Source organism: Pseudarthrobacter sulfonivorans (assembly GCF_001484605.1).
Lineage (GTDB): Bacteria > Actinomycetota > Actinomycetes > Actinomycetales > Micrococcaceae > Arthrobacter > Arthrobacter sulfonivorans_A.
In genome coordinates this window covers 936,237-956,048 of record NZ_CP013747.1, presented here as the reverse complement: position 1 = coordinate 956,048, position 19,812 = coordinate 936,237, and the positions used below count along the sequence as shown (strand labels likewise).

The window sequence follows — 19,812 nt, the reverse complement described above, 5'->3', positions numbered from 1 at the left end:
CCGGTTCCTTAACGGCTGCCCCGGAGAACACCATTGCCGTCGGCGAAGACTTCGCTGACTTTCTGCCTGAGGTTGGCTCCCTTGCGGGTGGCGACGTCGTTGAGTTCCTGGGCGAAGTCCAGGAGGTCGGCGCGGAGCGTGGCTGCCAGTTCGTCCGTGCCCGACGCGAGGATCCGGACTGCTAGCAGGCCTGCGTTCCGGGCACCGGCAATGGACACGGTGGCTACGGGAACGCCGGCCGGCATTTGCACGATGGAGAGGAGGGAATCCATGCCGTCCAGGGTCTTCAGCGGGACCGGGACGCCAATAACGGGCAAGGGAGTCACGCTTGCCAGCATGCCGGGAAGGTGGGCAGCTCCGCCGGCGCCTGCGATGATGACCCGCAGCCCGCGTTCGTGGGCGGTCTGGCCGTACCGGATCATTTCGGTGGGCATCCGGTGTGCGGAGACCACATCGGCTTCAAAGGGGATGCCGAACTCAGCCAATGCATCCGCGGCGGCCTCCATGACTGGCCAATCCGAGTCTGAGCCCATGACCAGCCCAACGATGGGACGGGGGACGGTGCCGGTGGTGGTTTCGGTGGTCATGCGTTCTCCTCGGAAATCCGTGCTGATTCTTCGGTGGGAACCCGGCCGTCGCGGATGATGGCCGCCACCCGGGTTGCGCGTTGCCGGACCGAGTCCACATCATCCGTGGAGGTCCCTACGAGGTTGACATGGCCAATCTTGCGTCCCGGACGCACTGATTTTCCGTAGCAGTGGACCTTGGCGGCCGGCTCGCTGGCGAGGGCGGCCGGGTAGGCGGAAAACAGATCCTGGTTGTCGCCGCCCAGGAAGTTTTTCATGACCACTACCGGGCCCAGGATGTCGGTGGCACCGAGCGGCAGGTCCAGGACCGCCCGCAGGTGCTGCTCAAACTGGCTGGTAACCGAACCGTCCTGGGTCCAGTGGCCGGTGTTGTGGGGGCGCATCGCGAGTTCGTTAATCAGGAAGCCGACGCCGGAGCCCGGTGTTTCAAAGAGTTCCGCCGCCATGACTCCGGTGACGCCAAGTTCCGTGGCGACGCGCAGTGCCGCGTCTTCCGCGGCCGCGGCGACCTCGAGGGGGATGTCAAGGGCAGGGGCGATGACTTCGTCGCAGACGCCGTCGACCTGGATAGTGTGCACCACCGGCCAGGCTCTCGCTTCGCCGCCCGGGGTCCGCGCCACCAGCGCGGACAGTTCGCGGCTGAACTCAACTTTGGCTTCGGCGAGGAGCGGGCTCATGGCCTCGAACCACGGAGCAGCCTCTTCGGCGGCCTCGGCGGAGTCGATGATCCGCACGCCCTTTCCGTCGTAGCCGCCGCGGGGCATCTTGAGGACAACCGGCCAACCCGTTTCTTCGCCGAAGTCCACGAGCGCGGCGACGTCAGCGACAGCAGCCCAGATGGGGTTTGGGAGACCAAGGCTGTCGATGGCAGCCCTCATCACCAGTTTGTCCTGGGCATTAAGCAGGGCGTCCGGACCGGGCTGGACATTCACGCCAGCGGCCAAAAGCGCGCGGAGGTGGTCCGTGGGGACGTGTTCGTGGTCGAACGTCATGACATCCAGGCCGTCCGCGAAGTCGAGGAGAGTCTGGAGGTCCTTGTAGTCACCCACCGGTGAAGTGGACACAGCAGACACGGCTGAAACGTCCTCAGCCTCAGCCAGGACACGGAGTTCAAAGCCAAGGGCGGTAGCGGCCGGGGCCATCATGCGCGCGAGTTGGCCGCCGCCAACTACGCCGATTACTGGAAAAGTCACATATGCCAGCCTACAGAAAAGCTCACCGGATCCGGGCTTTGGGACGTCGAAGGGCCCGCTTTTCGGGTATTTCCGCGATCACCCTTCACTCCGCGTGGGGCGGGTTCACCGATTTCGGGTCTAAAATAGACCTCTGGCCGTGTGGCCCAATGAACGGACGGCCATGGAGGGTCATGTTTAGCGCACTTGCAGATCGTATCCGGGGGCTCGCCTCGCTATTTTGGCGTGAAGTGGCCAAGTTCGGAGCCGTGGGCGGTGTGGCCTTCGTCATTGACTCGGCCATCTTCATCTGGCTGTTCACCGGACCGATGCACGGCAGCGAGGTCTGGGCCAAAGCGGTGGCAACCATCGTGGCAAGCATCTTCTCGTGGGTTGCCAACCGTTACTGGACGTTCAGACACCGCAAGCAGGCCAACGTGGCCCGTGAGGCCGCGCTGTTCGCCGTCATGAACCTGGTGGGACTGCTGATCGCCTCAGGCTGCGTCTGGTTCGCGAAGTACATCCTGGACCTGAACGACAAGCCCTCGCTCTTTATTGCCGGCAGCGTCGTGGGCCTGGTCCTGGGCACCATCTTCCGCTTCTTCGCTTACCGGTTCTGGGTCTTCAACGAAGAACTGGATCAGGAGCCGGAGTTCTCCCACGACCACGAGCTCATCGAACGGCACCATCGTGAGAAGGCAGCTGCCGCTGCTGCCGGCGCCCAGCACGGGGAGCAGGCGGAGGCAGACTCACCGGAAAGCCGCCGGCAGCAGCCCTAACCCGGCCGTGCAGGGAAAGCTACTTGCCGTGGATGCGTTCCGCGGCCCGCAGCTTCTCCGTCAGCTCCACATCGGGGTGAGCCAGCACCACTGAACCACCGCTGTGCCACGCGCCGAGTGAGTTCGCCAGCGCCGGCTCCAGCCCTTCAGAGGCCGGGACCAGAAGCCTGACGCCTTCCTCATGCGGCGCCGCAAAACCAGTGATCAGGCTTTCGTGGATGTGACGCTGGCCTCCGCCAGCCCGAATGGCACAGCCGGCCGCCGAAGGGTCCGTGTGCGCCATAAAGACGTCGCCATGGGAGCGGACCTCGGCGGCGTAGTCGATGACTCCGGCAGGCAGGTCACCCGGCCACCGCATCGCCAGGGCCGGAAGGGCGACGGCGATAACGGCGTCGTGCTTCCCCTCAACGGTTCCGGGCCTGTCGGTGACCAGGAGCTCCGCCTCCCCGCCGTCCAGGACTGTTTCCATGCCCAGCTGCCAGGCGGCCAGTGCCCAGATCATTGACTTCCAGTGGGCTGGCAGGTCAAGAGTCAGTCGCATGCCGGGCTCGGCGTCGAGTTCGTCCTGCAGCAGATTGCTGGTTTTTGCCACCCAGTTGTCCAGCACACGACCGGAGAGTTCCACGCGCTCGGAGTCCGGGCCGTACCAGGTCAGGCGGGGCGACGTGGCGTGGCCGGAACGGAGGGTAGTCATCAGATCTATCGCCGGGATGCTCATGGCTTTATCTTGTCACGGACACAGTGGGGCGTCCTTGGCGGGGATGCAGCGCACCGAGTCCCTAAGGGTCCCAGTTGGGTCCGGCCGGGCTGTGATTTTACTCACAGGAGTTTGTCATCTTATTTGTCTAATTCGGGCTGCGCCTGTATTTTCGGCAGCTATTCAGCGGAAATGGGATCTTTTGGCCGCCGATGCGCACCGCCAGGCCTCCGGCGCGCCGGACCTTCGGAAAACTCCCGGGCGTGGCGTGACCGGGATTGGCCCGGAAAGTTGATTATTATCCCGTCCACGGCTTGACTCCCCAGTAGTTACACGCGTGTAATTAGATATCGAAAGTCACTGCATAAATACGGACACGCAACCGAGTGTCCAAGTCATTGAGGCAAGGGCTGCAACATTTTGGGGAGGGTCGCCGTGGGGCAAGCAGAGCGTATCCATGAAGATGCCGTCGTCGCCGGACTGGCAACGGCAAAATACCGCGCACGGGGGGTGCCGAGCGACTGGTACGTCGATCCCGCGGATCCCGACGCCGCGGACCGCTACAACCGCAATACCAAAGACCCCCTCCAGGACCAGGCCACAGCCTTCCTGGCGGCGCACGAAGCACTCCTTGACGGCGGACACGACCAGGACGATGACGACCTGGATCCGCCCATGGAACTGCGCACCCCGGCACAGGGAACAAGTTCTCAGCCGGTGTGGATCGGACTGCCGTTCAGGCAGGACTTCGACGACGAAGGTGAACTCGGCTGGCAGACTGATGCATTGTGCGCGCAAACGGATCCGGAAGCCTTCTTCCCGGAGAAGGGCGGATCCACGCGCGACGCCAAGAAAGTCTGCGGTGCATGCAATGTGCGGTCGCAGTGCCTGGAATACGCGCTGGCAAACGACGAACGGTTTGGCATTTGGGGTGGCCTTTCCGAGCGTGAGCGCCGGCGGCTAAGGAAGCGAGCAATCTAATTCTTCAGGAAGTACATGTCACTGCCGTTGTGGTGTCCCACAACGGCAGTGCCTATCTCCCCAGAACCCTGGCTGCCCTCGCGGACCAGACCCGGCCCGCAGACTCCCTCATCGGAGTGGACACCGGATCCCGCGACGACTCCGCCGTCCTCCTGGAACGGGCCTTCGGCGCAACCAATGTGAGCACCTTTCCGCCCGGCAAGAGCGGCATGGGCGGCGCCGTGCGCTCCGGGCTCAACAAGCACGCGCCCTGGGAAGGCCAGTCCCAGCGCGCCGCCACCGAGTGGGTCTGGCTGCTTCACGACGATGCGGCCCCGGCCCCGGAGGCGCTGGCCGAACTCCTCAGTGCCGTGGAGCGCGCACCCTCCGTGACCGTGGCCGGCTGCAAGCAACTGGACTGGCACTCGGAACGCCGGCTGATCGACGTCGGACTCTCCACCAGCCGCTGGGCCGAGCGGCTTACCCTGATCGATGCCGACGAACTGGACCAGGGCCAGTACAACGGCCGCACTGACGCGTTTGCGGTGAACTCGGCCGGCATGCTGGTCCGCCGTGATATCTGGGAACTCCTGAAGGGCTTCGACCCCGCACTGCCGGGCACCGGCGACGACGTCGATTTCTGCTGGCGCAACCGCCTCGCCGGGCACCGTGTGGTGGTAGTTCCCACTGCACGGATGTTCCACGTAGCCCACCGGCCGCAGGCCCAGGGAAACGCTTCCGCGGCGCGAAAAGCCCAGGTCCATCTGCGCCTCAAGCACGCCCCGCTGTGGAAGGTGCCGGTCCATGCGGTCGGTGCGCTGCTTGGTAGCATTTTCAAACTCGTGCTCAGCATTGCGGTCAAGGATCCCGGGCACGGTTTCTCCCAGCTTGTGGCCACATTCGCTGCCCTGGCCCGGCCCGGTGCCGTGGCAAAGGCCCGCCGGACCGCGGCAAACAGCCGGCGGATCCGGCGGTCCGTCATCAAGAAGCTGCAGACACCCCGGCGTGAAGTCTGGAACCACCGCCGCTCCCTGATGGAAGCCTTGGGCGCCGACAACTCCACGGCTGATGGCCTGGTCCATGACCCCCTGGCGGACCAGCCGACGGGGGACTCATCAGATGATTTCGCTGCCCTGACCACCACCGAACGGAGTTGGGTGGGGGCCGGCGCCATCGCCGCCATCATCATTGCGTCCGCGGCTTCCCTCACGGCGCTCACCGGGCTGTTCCGGGCCGACGCTGTTTCCGGTGGAGGCCTCATTCCGGTGTCCTCCACCCTTGGCGAAATCTGGCACCACGCCTCCAGCTGGTGGGTCAGCCTGGGGGCAGGGCTTCCGGGCAAGGGCGACCCCTTCGGCTATGTGCTGTGGATCCTTGGCCTGCTCGGCGGGGGAGACGCCAACGCGGCCGTGGCCTGGCTCCTGCTGCTCGCCGCCCCGCTTTCCGGCCTGACCGCGTGGTTTGCGGCCGGGGGCCTGACCATCCGGCGCCGCTTCCGCCTCGTTGCCGCACTCTTCTGGGCGGCCGCTCCTGCCTTGCAGATAGCACTGAACCAGGGCCGGGCCGGCGCCTTGGTGGCCCACATCATGATCCCGCTGCTCGTCCTGGCACTCCTGCGCGCCACCGGGTCCGCTGTGGGCCACGGACGGTTCATTGTCCCGTCTCCGGGTGACCGGCGTTTCACCGAAAAACCACCCGCACGGCCAGGGATCAACGGCATGCCGTCCTGGACTGCCGCCGCCGCCGCAGGGTTGACGCTGGGTGTTGTGACCGCGTCGGCGCCTTCACTGCTAGTCCCGGCCGTTGTGGTTATTGTGCTCTGCGGGCTGATGCTTGGCCGTCGCGGCCGCACCGTGTGGTGGGCTCTTTTGCCCAGCGCCGCGCTCTTTCTTCCCTTCGGGCTGTCCGTTATCGACCGGCCGCGGGCATTGCTGGCAGACCCGGGTGTTCCGCTGGGATTCGAGGCAGCCCCGCTGTGGCAGCAGTTCCTGGGCCAGCCGCTGCTGTTCTCCACAGAAGGTGGCCTGTCCGGCCTTCCGTTCTTCAGCGGCCAGGCGATCCCATGGGCACTCGTGCTGGCACTGCTGCTGGCCGTTCCCGTCCTGCTGCTTGCCGTTGCCGCCCTGTTCCTCCCGGGTAAGCGCAGCAGGACAGCACGTGTTCTCTGGGTGGCGGCTCTGGTGATCTTCGCCGGTGGCTGGCTCGCAGGGCACGTTGCCACGGGCGCAACTGCCGACACCCTCGTGACACCGTTCACCGGTCCAGCCGTCTCCGCCGCAGGGTTCGCCCTGCTCGGAGCCGCCCTGATCGGTGCCGAGCGCTTGCTTGATGCCGCGGACCGGGCAGCCTCGCCGAGTATTCGGCGCAACGTGGCCCTTCGCTCCGCGACGGCATTTGCCATGGTGGTGCTGCTGGCCGGTCCGCTGGCCGGCATGGCGGTGTGGTCGGCGCAGAACCTGCTAAGTTCCTCAGCCGTTGCCCTCCCGGCCGACGTGCCGGCAGGGCCCGCGCTGGGAACGCCAAGGCTGGTGCAGCCAGGCAGCGCCCGGACGCTTCCCGCCACCGCCATAGACCGTGGCACCGGGCCGGAGCAGACACGCACGCTGCTGATCAGCACCCAGGAGAACGGCGCCTTTGACGCGGCCCTGATGCGCGGTGCCGGGACCACCCTGGACAGCTTGTCAACGATTGCCGCCGCCCGGAACATCCTGGGCGCGCCCGGCCAGGAGACGGTCAGGGAGGACGACGACGTCACGGCGTCCATCCGCAGCGTGGTGGCCACGCTGGTGGCCGGCCAAGGCGTGGACCCCCGTCCCGAGCTCGAGCGCCTTGGTGCTGGATTCGTGGTGCTGCGCTCGGCAGACACCGCCGCCCAGCTCACGGCCAGCAGGATGGACGCAGTTCCGGGGCTCGTTGCCGTCGGCCAGACGGATGTCGGCTGGCTCTGGCGGATAACGCCGCTGAACCAGCCGGTACTGCAGCCCGCCGACGTCGCCCATCGCGTCAGGATCGTGGACGGCACCGGCGCCACCGTGGCGCTGGTGCCCTCCAAGTACGACGACGTCGACACCCCCGTGGCCGAGGGGCCGGAAGGGCGGCTGGTGGTGCTCGCCGAACGGGCGGACCCGGGATGGAGCGCCTGGTTCGACGGGCGAAAGCTCACTGCCACAACGTCCGGCTCGGCCCAGGCCTTTACCTTGCCTGCCACCGCCGGCCAGCTGACCATCCGGTACGACACCCCTTGGGCCCTTTGGTCCGGAATCGCACAGATCACGGTGATAGGACTCACTGTAATGCTCGCCATTCCCATGCCCGCGCGCCGGCCCAACACAGGGCTCTCGAGGGACGAGGGATCTTTGCGTAAGGAACACCAGAATGCATAAGGACGCAGCCCGCAGGACCCCTCGCAAGCAGATGCTGGCAGGCCTGGTCTCGGCCGTGGCGATTGTGGCCGCAGCCGGCGCGGGACTCGCAGCCTCCTCGGTCGCTCCGCAGCCGGCAGGGAGCCGCAGCATCCCGGCCGTGCTGGCTGCAGTTCCCGCAGGCGCCAGCGCGGGGGTATGTCCTGGCCCGGCCCGCCTGCTCGAAGGAACGGAGGCGGGCACCGACCCCCAGTTCAGCCCCGAATCCGCGACCGCCAAGAGCGCTGTCACGGGCGCCGTCCTGAGCGCCCCCGGCGGTGTGCTCCCCGGCAGCAGGCTCGCCGCCCTTGACGGGACTCCCGCCGTCGAGATCGCCAAGGACGGCAGCCAGCCCGGCCAGGGGACAGGTCCCCAGGACCTGACCGCCGGCGTCCTCGCCGGGCACAGCGTGGATGATGCCAGCTTCCTGAGCGCCGACGCCCAGGCAGGCCGGAAGCCCTCAGCCGCCGGGCTTATGAGATTCACTGCCACGGACGGTGACCTGCAGGGCTCGGCGGCTGCCAATTGCCAGCCGCCCGCCAACGACCTCTGGCTGTCCGGTGCCAGCACCACCGTGGGCCGCACCTCCGTCCTTGTCCTCAGCAACGCCTCAAGCACACCTGCCACCGTCAGCCTGGAGCTCTTCGGCAGCAAGGGTCAGATCCAGGCCCCGGGCAGCAGGGGGCTGCTGGTCGCGCCGGGAGGTACGCGCTCAATCGTCCTGGCTGGCCTGGCCCCTGGTGAAGCCCAGCTCACGGTCCATGTCCGGAGCGCCGGCGGTCCGGTGGCCGCGTCCATCCAGCAGAGTGTCCTGAGGGGACTGACGCCCGGCGGCGTCGACTTCATTGCTCCGGGCGCCGCACCTGCCGCACGGCAGGTCATGACCGGAGTGGACATCCAAGAAGCCGGAGCGATCTCCGCCTTCACGGGAAACAGCGGCTTCAACGACGCCGGCCCCGCGCTGGCCATCACGGTTCCGGGACCGTCGGACGCGGTAGTGGAGGTCAAGCTCTTCGGCCGGGACGGCCAGAAGGCCCTCCCCGGCGGCGGCGTTGTCACGGCAAAAGCCGGGGCTGTCACCGAGATTTCCCTGGCTGGCGTCCCCGCCGGCCACTACACGGTGTCCACCAGTTCGGACGTGTCATTTGTGGCCGCAACCCGCATCACCCGGGGCGTCACGAACGACAAGGCCTCGGACATCGCCTGGGCTGCCTCCGGTGTCCGGCTGGGAAGCCAGCATGTGGTGCCCGTGCCCCAGGGCGGTGACCGAACCCTCGTGTTCGGCGTCCTCGAGAACCGGGCCACGGTCTCCTACGCTGCCATCACCGCGGACGGCAAGATCCGCGCGGCCGCCACTGCCGACGTCGCCGGCGGCACCACAACGTCCATCAAGGTCCCCGAGAAGGTGGACGAGTCGGAAGTGGTGGCGTACGTTGTCTCCGCGTCAGGTGACGCTGCCTACGGCGCGCTGCTCCTGCAGCAGGACGGCCGGGACGACATCTCCACGGTGGCCTTCACGCCGGCGGCTTCAGGGCAGGAAAAGGTGCCGGTCTCCCTGGGATACTGACAGGACAGCACCGGCGGCGTCAGTACCGGCGGCGGTAGACCGGATCCAGGGTTTCCGGCGCTACACCGAGCATTTCGGCGGTGTGTTCCACCACGACGTCGTGCACCAGGTCCTGGAGTTCCTCCCGGCTGGCGCAACCCTGCTCAACCACCCGGCGGTACAGGGTGATCACCGGGCCTTCCTCTGCCGTGGCGGGGGTGTAGGCGCCCATGGGAGGCGGGGCGGCGTCGGCCACCAGCTGCTCCAGCTGCGGGGGTATTTCGTCGACGGCAAACCGGACGCCGTCGAGCGTTTTGCCCCAGATGTCGTGGAGCCGCTGCGCGGAATCCAGCACCATGTCGTCAAAGCGGTCCGACCGTGTCCTGTAACCGGGGTGCGTTGGCAACACCAGCTCCCCGCGCAGGCCGCGACCGTGGCGGTTCCGGCGGCGCATCGCAAAGCTTCGGCCGGGCGAACCCGAACCCGTTTCTGCGGCGCGGTCATCCGGGTCAGCCAAACGGACCGTAAAAGCTGAATCATGGTTCGATGACTGCATACCTTGACTGTAAACCCGGGCGCAGAATTACGCGACATAACCCCGGTTTGCGTGCCAGGGCGCGGCGGCCGATTCGGCAAATACTCCGAACAACTTGGGATACGGAGTAGTCTGTGATGTCGTGGGAGCTATCCGTCAATGTTCAAGGTCAGCCTGCCGTCAGTCGGCGGTGGCAACTTTGACGTACGTCTATGCCGACTCCACCGCCGTCCTGGGTCCGCTTGCCACCTACGCCGAGCCGCATTGTTACGATTTGTGCGAGCAGCACGCCGGGTCACTGACCGTGCCCCGCGGCTGGGAAGTGCTTCGCCTGGCGATGCCCACAAGCCCGCAGCAGCCCGGACCGGACGACCTCCTGGCCCTCGCCAACGCGGTCCGCGAAGCAGCGGCCCAGCCGCCCAAGTCGCAAACCACGCCGGGTCAGCGTGGCTCGCATTCAGCGCTGGAGGCCCCGGCCGGCACCGAAGGCGTCCGCCGGGGGCATCTGCGCGTCCTGCGCGAACCTTCCTGAGGCGGATCTGGCGGTAGGCTGGAACCTGCTAATCAGTCAGCCAACGGCGCGAACGCGCCCCTGTCGGGAGCACCAATCATGCCAAAGATCAGTCCTGAACTGTTGTCCGTCCTCCGCTGTCCCGTGACCGGATCGCCCCTGGTCCAGGAAGGCGAAGAGCTTGTGTCGACGGCGGCGGGAGATTCGGGCGTGAAGCTGCGCTACCCGATCGAGGACGGTATCCCGCTGCTGCTGCCGCCGGAACTTCTCCAGGCCGCCACGGCTGCCGGCTCGGACCAGCACGATCCCGCCGTCCGGCCGGCCACGGACCCAAGCCCCGCCTCGGACAAAACCGCAGCTACTGCCTAGGCAGCGCCTGGACAACCCGCACCACCACCAGCGGTCGACTTTCGCGCAGAGGCTTCAACGCCGTCGCCGCCATCGGACAAAAGCAAAGGAACCCCATGACATTTGATTACAAGGTAGCCGACATCTCGCTGGCCGAAGCCGGCCGCCACCAGATCCGCCTGGCCGAGCACGAGATGCCAGGCCTGATGTCACTCCGCAAGGAGTTCGGACCCACCCAGCCGCTCAAGGGCGCCCGGATCGCCGGATCCCTTCACATGACGGTCCAGACTGCCGTCCTGATCGAAACCCTCACGGCCCTCGGTGCCGAGGTCCGCTGGGCCTCCTGCAACATCTTCTCCACCCAGGACGATGCCGCCGCAGCCGTCGTGGTGGGCGCGGGAACGGTCGAGGACCCGCAGGGTGTCCCGGTGTTCGCCTGGAAGGGCGAGACGCTGGAGGAATACTGGTGGACTGCACAGCAGATCCTGGCCTGGCCCGGCGCGGACACCAATCCGGAGCTCGGCCCGAACATGATCCTGGACGACGGCGGCGACGCCACCATGCTGGTCCACAAGGGCGTTGAGTTCGAAGCTGCCGGCGCTGTACCGGCGGCAGACGAAGACGAGTCCGAGGAAGGCCGGATCTTCCTGGACGTGCTTCGCGCCTCGCTGCAGGAAGACCCGCAGCGGTGGACCCGGATCGGGGCCAGCCTGCGCGGCGTCACCGAGGAAACCACCACCGGCGTGCACCGCCTCTACCAGCTGGCTGAACAGGGCAAGCTGCTGTTCCCGGCGATCAACGTCAACGACTCGGTCACCAAGAGTAAGTTCGACAACAAGTACGGCATCCGCCACTCGCTGCCTGACGGCATCAACCGCGCCACCGACGTCCTGATGGGCGGCAAGGTGGCCGTCGTCTGCGGTTATGGCGACGTCGGCAAGGGAGCCGCAGAGGCGTTCCGCGGCCAGGGTTCCCGCGTCATCGTCACAGAGATCGACCCCATCTGTGCCCTCCAGGCAGCCATGGACGGCTACCAGGTGGCCAAGCTGGAGTCGGTGCTGAGCCAAGGCCACATCTTCATCACCACCACCGGGAACAAGGACGTCATCCTGGCCGAACACATGGCCGGCATGCGTGACAAAGCCATCGTGGGCAACATCGGCCACTTCGACAACGAGATCGACATGGCCGGTCTGGCGCGGATCCCCGGCATCAAGAAGGTGGAGATCAAGCCGCAGGTGCATGAGTGGGTGCTCGACGCCGGGACCGCCGAAGAGCGCTCCATCATCGTCCTGTCCGAGGGACGCCTGTTGAATCTGGGCAACGCCACCGGCCACCCGTCCTTTGTGATGAGCAACTCATTCGCCAACCAGACCATCGCCCAGATCGAGCTGTGGACCAAGCGGGACCAGCCCGAAGGCGAACGCGAATACAGCAACCAGGTCTATGTCCTGCCCAAGATCCTGGACGAAAAGGTTGCCCGCCTGCACCTCGACGCCCTCGACGTGGAGCTTACGGAACTCTCCAAGGAACAGGCCGACTACCTGGACCTGGACATCGCCGGACCGTACAAGCCCGAGCACTATCGTTACTGACGTGTGATGCCCCGGGTGCAGACCGCGCCCGGGGCTGTTATGTCCAAGCATTAAGATCGGACTATGGAACCTGTTGTTAAGCCACGCCGGCGGGGGACCGCCAAGAAAATTCTCTTGGTGGCAGCCGTGTGTGTCCTTGCCGCAACGGGCGGCGTCTTCGCCGTCGCGCCGGGTTTTGCGCGCGGTGGCCTGGAGTCCGAAGCCAGCTCGGCAGTCCGGTCCGCACCGGGCGTCGCATCGCCCGTGGTGGCCCCGGTCAAGGTGGACGTCACGCCGGCCAACGCCGCAAAGCAGGTGAACCCGGCAATGCCGGTGTCGCTCAAGGTGGGCAACGGCAGGATCGAGAGCGTCACGCTGACCAGCACCGCCGGCGAAGTAGTCCACGGCACCTTTGCCGGGGACGGCAGCAGCTGGACAGCGACAGACCCGCTGAAATTCAACACCGAGTACAGCTACACGTATGTGGTCACTGACGGGGCGGGACGGGATACCAGCACCACAAACTCGTTCAGTACGGTTTCGAGCACGCACGAGGCGGATGCCGCCATCTACCCGCTGGATGGGATGAAGGTTGGCGTGGGCCAGCCGCTGCAGGTCATCTTCAGCGAACCGGTGGTCAACCGGGATGCCGTGGAGAAGGCCATCAAAATCACCTCCAGCGCAGGGCAGGCCGGGGCCTTCCACTGGTTCAGCGACACCATGGTCCGGTACCGCCCGGAAGCCTTCTGGGCGGCGAACTCCACAGTCACCATGGACATGCAGCTTTTCGGCGTGGACCTCGGCAACGGCCAGATTGCCAACTTCAACAAAAAGGTCACCGTGAATTTCGGTGACAAGCGGGTGGCTATCGCCGATGCCGCCGCACACACTTTCACGCTCAGCGTTAATGACCAGGTAGTGAAAACCCTCCCGGTCAGCATGGGCGATCAGCGTTTCCCGTCAGCGCGCGGCTACGCGGTCCTGATGGAAAAGAACCGCTATGACCACTTCCGGGCGGCCAGCATCGGACTCAAGCCCGGCGATCCGGCCTACTACGGCGAAGTGGACGTGGAGTATGCCATCCGCCTCACCCTGAGCGGCGCCTACATCCACCAGGCGCTGGAGTCCGCCTACCCCTTCATCGGCAACACGAACGTCTCGCACGGCTGCATCGGGTTCGCTCCCGACGGCGCCGCCTGGGTTTTTGACAACATGACCACCGGCGATGTGGTTCAGATCATCAACACCGAAGGCGACTACGCCGCCGTCGACGACGGCTATGGCGACTGGAACATCCCCTGGGCGGAGTACAACAACTAGGAACAATTTGGCCCAGGCCCAGGCCCAGGCCCAGGACGAGGTTCAGGCCTATGGCCCGAACGGCAGGCGGTCCAACCGCTCCGCCGTGGCCGAGTTCCGGCGCCGGGCCTGCTGCAGCCGCGCGAGTTCACGGTGACGGCGTTCGGCGGTGACGGCCGCCAGGTACTGGTCCGGGCTGGTTCCCGGGGGCGGCGGAGGGGCCACATGCCCGGCTAGTTCCGTGGCGATCGACGCTGCCATTCCGGCGGCGGACAGCGGTGACATGCGTCCGGCCTGCCGGATGAATTGGGCGGCCTGCCGTGCGGTCGCATCTGGGATCCGGCCGATGTCCGCAGCTGTGGCCCAGCCCTGAAGCTGTGGGGGAACAAAGACGCGGACCGGTACCTCCGCCGGAACGCGCCGGCGCAGCGCATACGTGCCGGCAAGGATGTCACCCAGCCGCTTGGAGCGGCTGTTGAAGAGGGCGACGCCGATGGCGAGGCCACCCAAGGTGAGGTAGATTTCCAGGAATCCAGTCAGCCCCCGGATCACGGCGTGGCGGAACCGGATGGCGCCGCCGTCGTCCCTGACCACACGCAGGCCGGTCGCCAGTTTTCCGAGCGAGAGCCCCCGGGTGAGGGTCTCCACGGCTACCGGGACAATCACGAAGCAGAAGACCACGCTCACCAGCGTCAGCGCCCGCATTGCTGCCTCGTCAAGGTCCTGGCCGGCAGCTGCGACGCCCAGCAGGATCAGGACCAGCAGGACGATGTTGAACAGGACATCCAGCAGCAGGCCAAGGGCACGGGCGGCGAAGGATGCGGGGCGAAGTTCCAGGACAACGGCCTCGCCGGTGATTATCGAACTCAAGCGGATACCCCAATCCCTGGTCAGCCATCCTGCGGACCTTCACAGTCTATGGCGGCTAGGCTGTTGCCGTGGATATGGATGCCTTCTCCGCCGCCAACGGGGACAAGTGGTCAAGGCTGCACCAGCTCGCCCATAAGCGGCGCCTCAGCGGCGAAGAGGCCGATGAACTGCTGCGCCTTTACCAGTCGACGTCGGCGCACCTTTCCTTCATCCGGTCGATTGCCCCGGAGAGCGGCCTGTCGGCGTCCTTGTCCGCCACCCTGGCCCAGGCCCGGACCCGTTTCACAGGCGCACGGTCCAACGTGATGGCGGACCTGGCCCGGTTCTTCGTGGCTGCCCTGCCGGCGGCTTTGTACCGCCTGCGGTGGCTGACGGTGGCCTGCGGCGCCGCATTTATCCTGGTTGCCGGCGCCTACGCGCTCTGGATCGGGACGTCCCCCGAGGCCCTGCGGTCCGTTGCCTCCGAGGCTGCGGTCCGGCAGTACGTCGAGGAAGACTTCATTGGCTACTATTCGGAAAATCCTGCGGCCTCGTTTGCGGGGGCCGTCTGGACCAACAATGCCTGGATCAGCGCGCAGGCGGTGGCCCTGGGCATCACCGGCTTCTGGGTACCCATGATCCTGTTCACGAACGCCCAGGGCGTCGGGATCGCCGCCGGAGTTTTCGCCGCCGTGGGCCGGCAGGATGTCTTTTACAGCTACATCCTGCCGCATGGCCTGATGGAACTGACGGCTGTTTTTATTGCCTGCGCGGCGGGCTTGAGGATCTTCTGGGCCATGGTGTCCCCGGGACCACGGACGCGGGGACGGGCAGTGGCGGACGAAGGCAGGTCGCTGATCACCGTGGCCCTGGGGTTGGTGCTGGTGCTGTTCGTTTCCGGATTAGTGGAAGGTTTTGTCACGCCCAGCCCGCTTCCGGTATGGGCCAAGATCGGCATCGGCCTGGCGGTGCTGGCTGCCTACTGGGGCTACGTCCTGGTATGGGGACGGCGGGCCTATGACGCCGGTGAACGCGGCGACTTGGTGGCCGGCGACGCTGGATACAGCGAAATCGCCGCATGAATCCGGGAGCGACGGGGTGGCTCCTCGCCCTCGTGGAGGAGCGGGCGGTAGGCTCGACATCAGATACACGGCGCTGCCCGGATCAGAGCCGGCGGCGTGGAACCCAACGGAAGTGACGCTGCTGTGAACGACAATTCGCCGACCCCTGCCAAACGCACGGAGCCGCAGCCGGATCCGGACCTGGATACTTCGTCGGACTCGGAAGAGCCGGCTTTTGCCTGGCTGACAGACTCCGGCGCCAGCACTCCCGACGTGTCCCCAGCACGTAGCGCCGGTGCCGGGCAGGGCGGTGTCACCCAGCCCGAAAGCCGCGCCGGCCGCAAAGCCGCGGAGGCCGCCGTCGAACCTCCCGCCGCGGTACCTTCCGTAGAAGAGTCGCTCCGCAAAGAACCGTCCGCCCAGGGCGCCACCCGAAACGGTGCCCACTTCAGCGAGCCGCTGCCCACGTCAGCGCTGCAGGTCCGTCCGCCGCAGGAGGAAGTGGAGCGCCGCAACGCGGAGCGCGAAAGCGCAGCCAACGCCAAACCCGTGGCCCCGCGCATCTGGCAAGTCCTGCTTGCCCTTTTCTACCCGGTGATCCTGCTCGTGCTGGCCGTCCGCGCGGTCACCAGCCCGCTGTTCCTGTGGGCCGAGTACAACAGGCCCGGGTTCCCGGGCGACGGGTACGGGTTCAGCACCGACGACCGGATGACGTACGGTTCCTATGCGGTTGACTACCTCAGCAACTGGGCGGGGCCGCGGTACCTGGGTGATCTGGTCAATCGCAGCGGCGGGGACCTTTTCAAGGACGGCGAAGTCAGCCACATGGCCGACGTGAAAGTTGTCATCCTTTCCGCGTTTGGCGGGGGAGCACTCCTGATCGTCCTCAGCCTCGTGGCCATCGCCTACCTGCGCCGCCGCAGTCCCGGCGGTGTGCGCCGCGGACTCTTCGCGGGATCCATTGTTGCGCTGGCGATCATCCTGGGGCTTGGCGCATTGGCCGTGCTCGGCTGGCAGCAGTTCTTCACCGAATTCCACCGGATCTTCTTCGCCAGCGGTTCCTGGACGTTTGCCCTTGAAGACACCCTGATCAGGCTGTTCCCGGGCCAGTTCTGGATCGATGCCGGTATTGTCATCGCCGCGCTGGTCCTCCTGGCGTCCCTGGTGACGCTCATCCTCACTTGGCCCACCCGCCGCCGTCGCGGCCTGGCCAAGGATGAGCCGATAGCCGCTGAGGCGTAGCCCCAAGCAACTGCACGTGCTCAGCCGTTTATTTTGGCGGGCTGCTTCTTGCGGCCGGTGATGGTCAGGAAGCCCTGAGGGTCGAGCTCGCCGAGGTCCCCGGTACGGAAGAACCCGTCCACAAAGGCCTCGGCGGTGGCCGCTTCGTTGGCGTGGTAACCCTTGAACACGCCGATCCCCTTGACCAGCACTTCGCCGTCCTCGGCCACGCGGATGGTGGTGCCCGGCAGGGGGACGCCCACGCTGCCCACCCTGGTCCGGGCGGGCGTGTTGGCCGTACATGGGGCGGTTGTCTCGCTCAGCCCGTAGCCCTCAAGGACCGGGATCCCGGCGCCGCGGAAGAAGTGTGCGTCCTCAGGTGCCAGGGGGCCGGCCGCCGATACCGCGTAACGGACCCGGCCGCCAAGGAGCTGGCGGAGCTTCGGGTACACCAGCCGGTCAAAGACGGCGTGCCGCGCCCGCAACGCCAGCCCCGGTCCGCTGCCCCCGCCGCGGGCCACGGTGTCCTGTGCCGTGGAGAAACGGATGGCGGCGGCTGACGCAGCCCTGAAGATCCCCGCTTTTCCGGACCCGGCAGCCTGGTGCGCGGCGTCCGCCCGGACCTTCTCGAAGATCCGGGGCACCGCCAGGAGGAATGTGGGTTTGAACGTGCCCAGATCCGCCCGCAGATCAGCAGGACGGCTGACGTGTCCCAGGGTGGCGCCCGCATGGAGGCACGCCACCTGGGCAGCGCGGGCGAGCACATTGGCCAGCGGCAGGAACATCAGGGTGCGCGCATTCTGCCCCTTGAGGATCTCCGGGAGAAAGGCGACGACGTTGACGGCCACGAGCGCAAAGTTGCCGTGGGTGATCAGGCAGCCTTTGGGCCGTCCGGTGGTGCCGGACGTATAGGCCAGGGACGCGACGTCGTCCAGGCCCGCGGCGGAGCGGTGGCGTTCCAGCTCGGCGTCCGTGACGCCCATTCCGGCAGCCGAGAGGCTGGCGAGGTTCGGGGCCTCGCCGTCGTTATCCATCCTCACCACGGTGACCAGCCGGTCCTTGAGCAGAGTGGAAGACTCCAGGATGCCTGTAATAAGCGACACCTTGCCGCGGTCCTGCGCGAACACGCGTCGCGCGCCGGCGTCGTGCAGGATCCACTCCACCTGGCCGGGGGTCGAGGTCTCGTCGATGGAGACGCTCACGCCGCCGGCAAACCAGATGGCGAAGTCCACCAGGGCCCACTCATAGCGGGTGGCGGACATGACGGCCACGGTGTCGCCGGGCTCCAGGCCGCCGGCGATCAGTCCTTTGGCGAGGGCACAGACATCGTGCAGGAATTTTTGCGCCGGGACGTCGGTCCAGCCGTTGGGGCCTTTGCGCGCGTAGAGGGCGTGGGCCGGGTTGGCGGACTCCCGTTGGCGAAGGAGATCCGTGACATTGCTGCCGGGCTCCAGCTCCACCAGGAGTTTTGTGCTTGCTTCTCGCACGGGGGCGTCTCCGTTCCGCTGCCTCAACGCAGTTCGCGGCTGGTCAGGGTTTCATGCAATCCTGCCTTAGATCCAGGACGGCATCCACATCCGGTAGCGCCATTCCTGGTAGGGGATGGTCTCCGCCGTCCACACCGGGTAGAAAAATGCGGACAACAGGACTGCCCCGGCGACGAAGAGTGCCACCAGGTAGACACCGGACCGCCGGCGCCAGAGCGGGTCGGTGTCCCGGCCCAGGACGAGGCCCAGGCAATACACCAGCGCGAGCACCAGGAAGGGCTCAAAGGAGACGGCATAAAAGAAAAACATGGTCCGCTCCGGGTACAGGAACCACGGCAGGTAGCCGGCGCCCACGCCCGCAAGGATCGCCCCTGCGCGCCAGTCCCGGCGCCCGGCCCACCAGAACAGCAGGACCACCAGCGAGATGGCCGCTCCCCACCAGATCATCGGGTTCCCCACCGAGAGAATGGCTGAGGCGCAGTTGGGCACGTCGCATCCCGGGACGCCCTGCTCCGGCTTCTGGTAGAAGAACGACGTCGGCCGGCCCATCACCAGCCAGCTCCAGGCGCTTGCCTCGTAAGGGTGTTCGGAGCCCAGGCCCTGATGGAACTTGTAGGCCTCCAGATGGTAGTGCGCCAGCGAACGCAGGGAGTCCGGCAGCCAGCCCCACTCCGCTGAGGGGTTGCTCTGGGCCCACCGCCGGAAGTAGGCGCCCTCGGAACGGAACCAGCCCGTCCAGGTGGCGGTGTAGACCACCGCCGCAACCGGAACCATGCTGACAAAGGCAGGCAGGCCATCCTTGATGATTCCGCCGCTGACCCAGCCGCGGATTCCCGCGACGCGCCGTGCATTGAGGTCCCACAGGACCGTCAGCACGCCGAAGCCGGCGAGGAAAAACAGGCCCGACCATTTGGTGCCTATGGCGAGTCCCATGCACACGCCCGCGGCGAGACGCCACCAGCGGATCCCCAGCCACGGTCCCGCCAGCAGTTGGCTGGCTGCGGGCCGAGCGTTCCGGGACGCGGCCGCGAGCCGTCCGAGCCGTGCGGCCAGCCGCCGTCGTCCGTCATCGCGGTCCAGCAGCAAAGCTCCGAAGGCCGCCAGGAGCCAGAACATCAGGAAGATATCCAGGAGTGATGTCCGCGACATCACCAGGTGGTGGCCGTCGACGGCGAGCAGCAGGCCCGCGGCGGCAGCCAGCGGCACTGAGCGGAACAGTTTAAGTGCAATCAGTGTGAGCAGCAGGATGGACAGGGTTCCGGTCAGTGCGGCCGCGAACCGCCAGCCGAACGGATTATCGGCCCCGAAGAGCCACATGCCGCCGGCGATCATCCACTTGCCCACGGGCGGATGGACCACGTACTCGGGAGTGTCCAGGAGGATGGCCGGGTTGCCTGCGTTGAAGGAGTCGTTGGCCTTGTCCGGCCAGCCCCGTTCGTAGCCGCTGACCACGTAGGAGTAGGCGTCCTTGACGTAATACGTTTCATCGAAGACCAGGCTGTGCGGCGTGTCCAGCCGGACAAAGCGGAGGACGCCGCCGATCACGGAGGTCAGGGCGGGCACCAGCCAGAACCAGAGACGCAGCGACGGCGGGTAATCCCGCCAGCTGCGGGTGCTGCCGATCAGGCGCTCGCGGAGGGCTGTGGCAGAGAAGGCCTCCGCCGGACGGGCGATCCACGGGCCTCGTGCCGGCGGGATGGTCTGGCCGGCCTCGGCAGGCCGCATGGAGGTCTGCGTCACGAGCCCCATGCTACCTTTTGCAGCTTGGGCCGCCGGCCAGCAGTA

Annotated in this window: 16 protein-coding genes and 1 pseudogene; 10 read left to right on the top strand and 7 right to left on the bottom strand. The window is 66.6% G+C overall.

The window, feature by feature from the left end; all coding sequences use genetic code 11:
• Positions 1-8: 8 nt before the first annotated feature.
• Both purE and AU252_RS04180 read right to left on the bottom strand, forming a co-directional pair.
• Positions 9-587: a 5-(carboxyamino)imidazole ribonucleotide mutase gene (gene purE, locus AU252_RS04185; RefSeq protein ID WP_058929643.1), complete on the bottom strand. Its 579-nt coding sequence runs from the start codon at positions 585-587 to the stop codon at positions 9-11.
• Positions 584-1,732 (bottom strand): 5-(carboxyamino)imidazole ribonucleotide synthase, encoded by a 1,149-nt coding sequence (locus AU252_RS04180; protein WP_058929642.1) that lies wholly within the window; start codon positions 1,730-1,732, stop codon positions 584-586. Before AU252_RS04180 ends, purE begins: the two co-directional genes overlap by 4 nt.
• Before the next feature lie 221 nt (positions 1,733-1,953).
• On the opposite strand from AU252_RS04180, the gene AU252_RS04175 reads away from it, so the two are divergent.
• Entirely contained in the window at positions 1,954-2,538 is a 585-nt protein-coding gene (locus AU252_RS04175; protein ID WP_058929641.1) for a GtrA family protein, read from the top strand.
• Positions 2,539-2,557: 19 nt separating this feature from the next.
• Here AU252_RS04175 and AU252_RS04170 read toward each other — a convergent pair whose 3' ends face one another.
• Positions 2,558-3,256 (bottom strand): TIGR03089 family protein, encoded by a 699-nt coding sequence (locus AU252_RS04170; protein ID WP_058929640.1) that lies wholly within the window; start codon positions 3,254-3,256, stop codon positions 2,558-2,560.
• A gap of 414 nt (positions 3,257-3,670) precedes the next feature.
• Between AU252_RS04170 and AU252_RS24435 the strand changes: the two genes are divergently transcribed.
• Genes AU252_RS24435 through AU252_RS04155 form a run of 3 tightly spaced genes read left to right on the top strand, consistent with a single transcriptional unit; the run spans position 3,671 to position 9,163 of the window.
• Complete coding sequence (locus AU252_RS24435; protein WP_083510248.1) at positions 3,671-4,216, top strand: WhiB family transcriptional regulator; 546 nt, start codon at positions 3,671-3,673, stop codon at positions 4,214-4,216.
• Between the two features lie 29 nt (positions 4,217-4,245).
• Positions 4,246-7,578 (top strand): glycosyltransferase family 2 protein, encoded by a 3,333-nt coding sequence (locus tag AU252_RS04160; protein ID WP_058929639.1) that lies wholly within the window; start codon positions 4,246-4,248, stop codon positions 7,576-7,578.
• Positions 7,571-9,163, top strand: coding sequence for a DUF5719 family protein (locus AU252_RS04155; protein ID WP_058929638.1), 1,593 nt, complete (start codon positions 7,571-7,573; stop codon positions 9,161-9,163). The genes AU252_RS04160 and AU252_RS04155 overlap by 8 nt, the downstream gene beginning before the upstream one ends.
• A gap of 19 nt (positions 9,164-9,182) precedes the next feature.
• Here the strand turns inward: AU252_RS04155 and AU252_RS04150 are convergent, their stop codons facing one another.
• The gene (locus AU252_RS04150; RefSeq protein ID WP_058929637.1) at positions 9,183-9,698 is read right to left on the bottom strand and encodes a metallopeptidase family protein; all 516 of its coding nucleotides are present in this window, start codon (positions 9,696-9,698) and stop codon (positions 9,183-9,185) included.
• Positions 9,699-9,819: 121 nt separating this feature from the next.
• Between AU252_RS04150 and AU252_RS04145 the strand changes: the two genes are divergently transcribed.
• The 4 genes from AU252_RS04145 (at position 9,820) to AU252_RS04130 (ending at position 13,430) form a co-directional block, all read left to right on the top strand.
• The gene (locus AU252_RS04145) at positions 9,820-10,209 is read left to right on the top strand and encodes a DUF3499 domain-containing protein (protein ID WP_058929636.1); all 390 of its coding nucleotides are present in this window, start codon (positions 9,820-9,822) and stop codon (positions 10,207-10,209) included.
• 78 nt (positions 10,210-10,287) lie between these two features.
• Positions 10,288-10,557 carry a Trm112 family protein gene (locus tag AU252_RS04140; RefSeq protein WP_058929635.1) on the top strand — a complete coding sequence of 90 codons (270 nt, stop codon included), beginning with the start codon at positions 10,288-10,290 and terminating at the stop codon, positions 10,555-10,557.
• A gap of 95 nt (positions 10,558-10,652) precedes the next feature.
• Positions 10,653-12,131, top strand: a complete 1,479-nt coding sequence (gene ahcY / locus AU252_RS04135) for an adenosylhomocysteinase (protein ID WP_058929634.1) — start codon at positions 10,653-10,655, stop codon at positions 12,129-12,131.
• 63 nt (positions 12,132-12,194) lie between these two features.
• Positions 12,195-13,430 carry a L,D-transpeptidase gene (locus AU252_RS04130; protein ID WP_058929633.1) on the top strand — a complete coding sequence of 412 codons (1,236 nt, stop codon included), beginning with the start codon at positions 12,195-12,197 and terminating at the stop codon, positions 13,428-13,430.
• A 48-nt stretch (positions 13,431-13,478) separates the two neighbouring features.
• On the opposite strand, the gene AU252_RS04125 is transcribed toward AU252_RS04130, so the two are convergent.
• The gene (locus AU252_RS04125; RefSeq protein WP_058929632.1) at positions 13,479-14,279 is read right to left on the bottom strand and encodes an RDD family protein; all 801 of its coding nucleotides are present in this window, start codon (positions 14,277-14,279) and stop codon (positions 13,479-13,481) included.
• 68 nt (positions 14,280-14,347) lie between these two features.
• On the opposite strand from AU252_RS04125, the gene AU252_RS04120 reads away from it, so the two are divergent.
• Positions 14,348-15,340 carry a stage II sporulation protein M gene (locus AU252_RS04120; RefSeq protein ID WP_205630632.1) on the top strand — a complete coding sequence of 331 codons (993 nt, stop codon included), beginning with the start codon at positions 14,348-14,350 and terminating at the stop codon, positions 15,338-15,340.
• 123 nt (positions 15,341-15,463) lie between these two features.
• On the top strand, positions 15,464-16,561 hold the full coding sequence (locus AU252_RS04115; protein ID WP_058932732.1) for a TIGR01906 family membrane protein: 1,098 nt from the start codon (positions 15,464-15,466) through the stop codon (positions 16,559-16,561).
• A 44-nt stretch (positions 16,562-16,605) separates the two neighbouring features.
• Here the strand turns inward: AU252_RS04115 and AU252_RS04110 are convergent.
• Both AU252_RS04110 and AU252_RS04105 read right to left on the bottom strand, forming a co-directional pair.
• A pseudogene (locus AU252_RS04110) lies at positions 16,606-18,027 on the bottom strand (AMP-dependent synthetase/ligase); the annotation flags it as partial.
• Positions 18,028-18,093: 66 nt separating this feature from the next.
• On the bottom strand, positions 18,094-19,776 hold the full coding sequence (locus AU252_RS04105; RefSeq protein WP_058929630.1) for a dolichyl-phosphate-mannose--protein mannosyltransferase: 1,683 nt from the start codon (positions 19,774-19,776) through the stop codon (positions 18,094-18,096).
• Between the last annotated feature and the right edge of the window lie 36 nt (positions 19,777-19,812).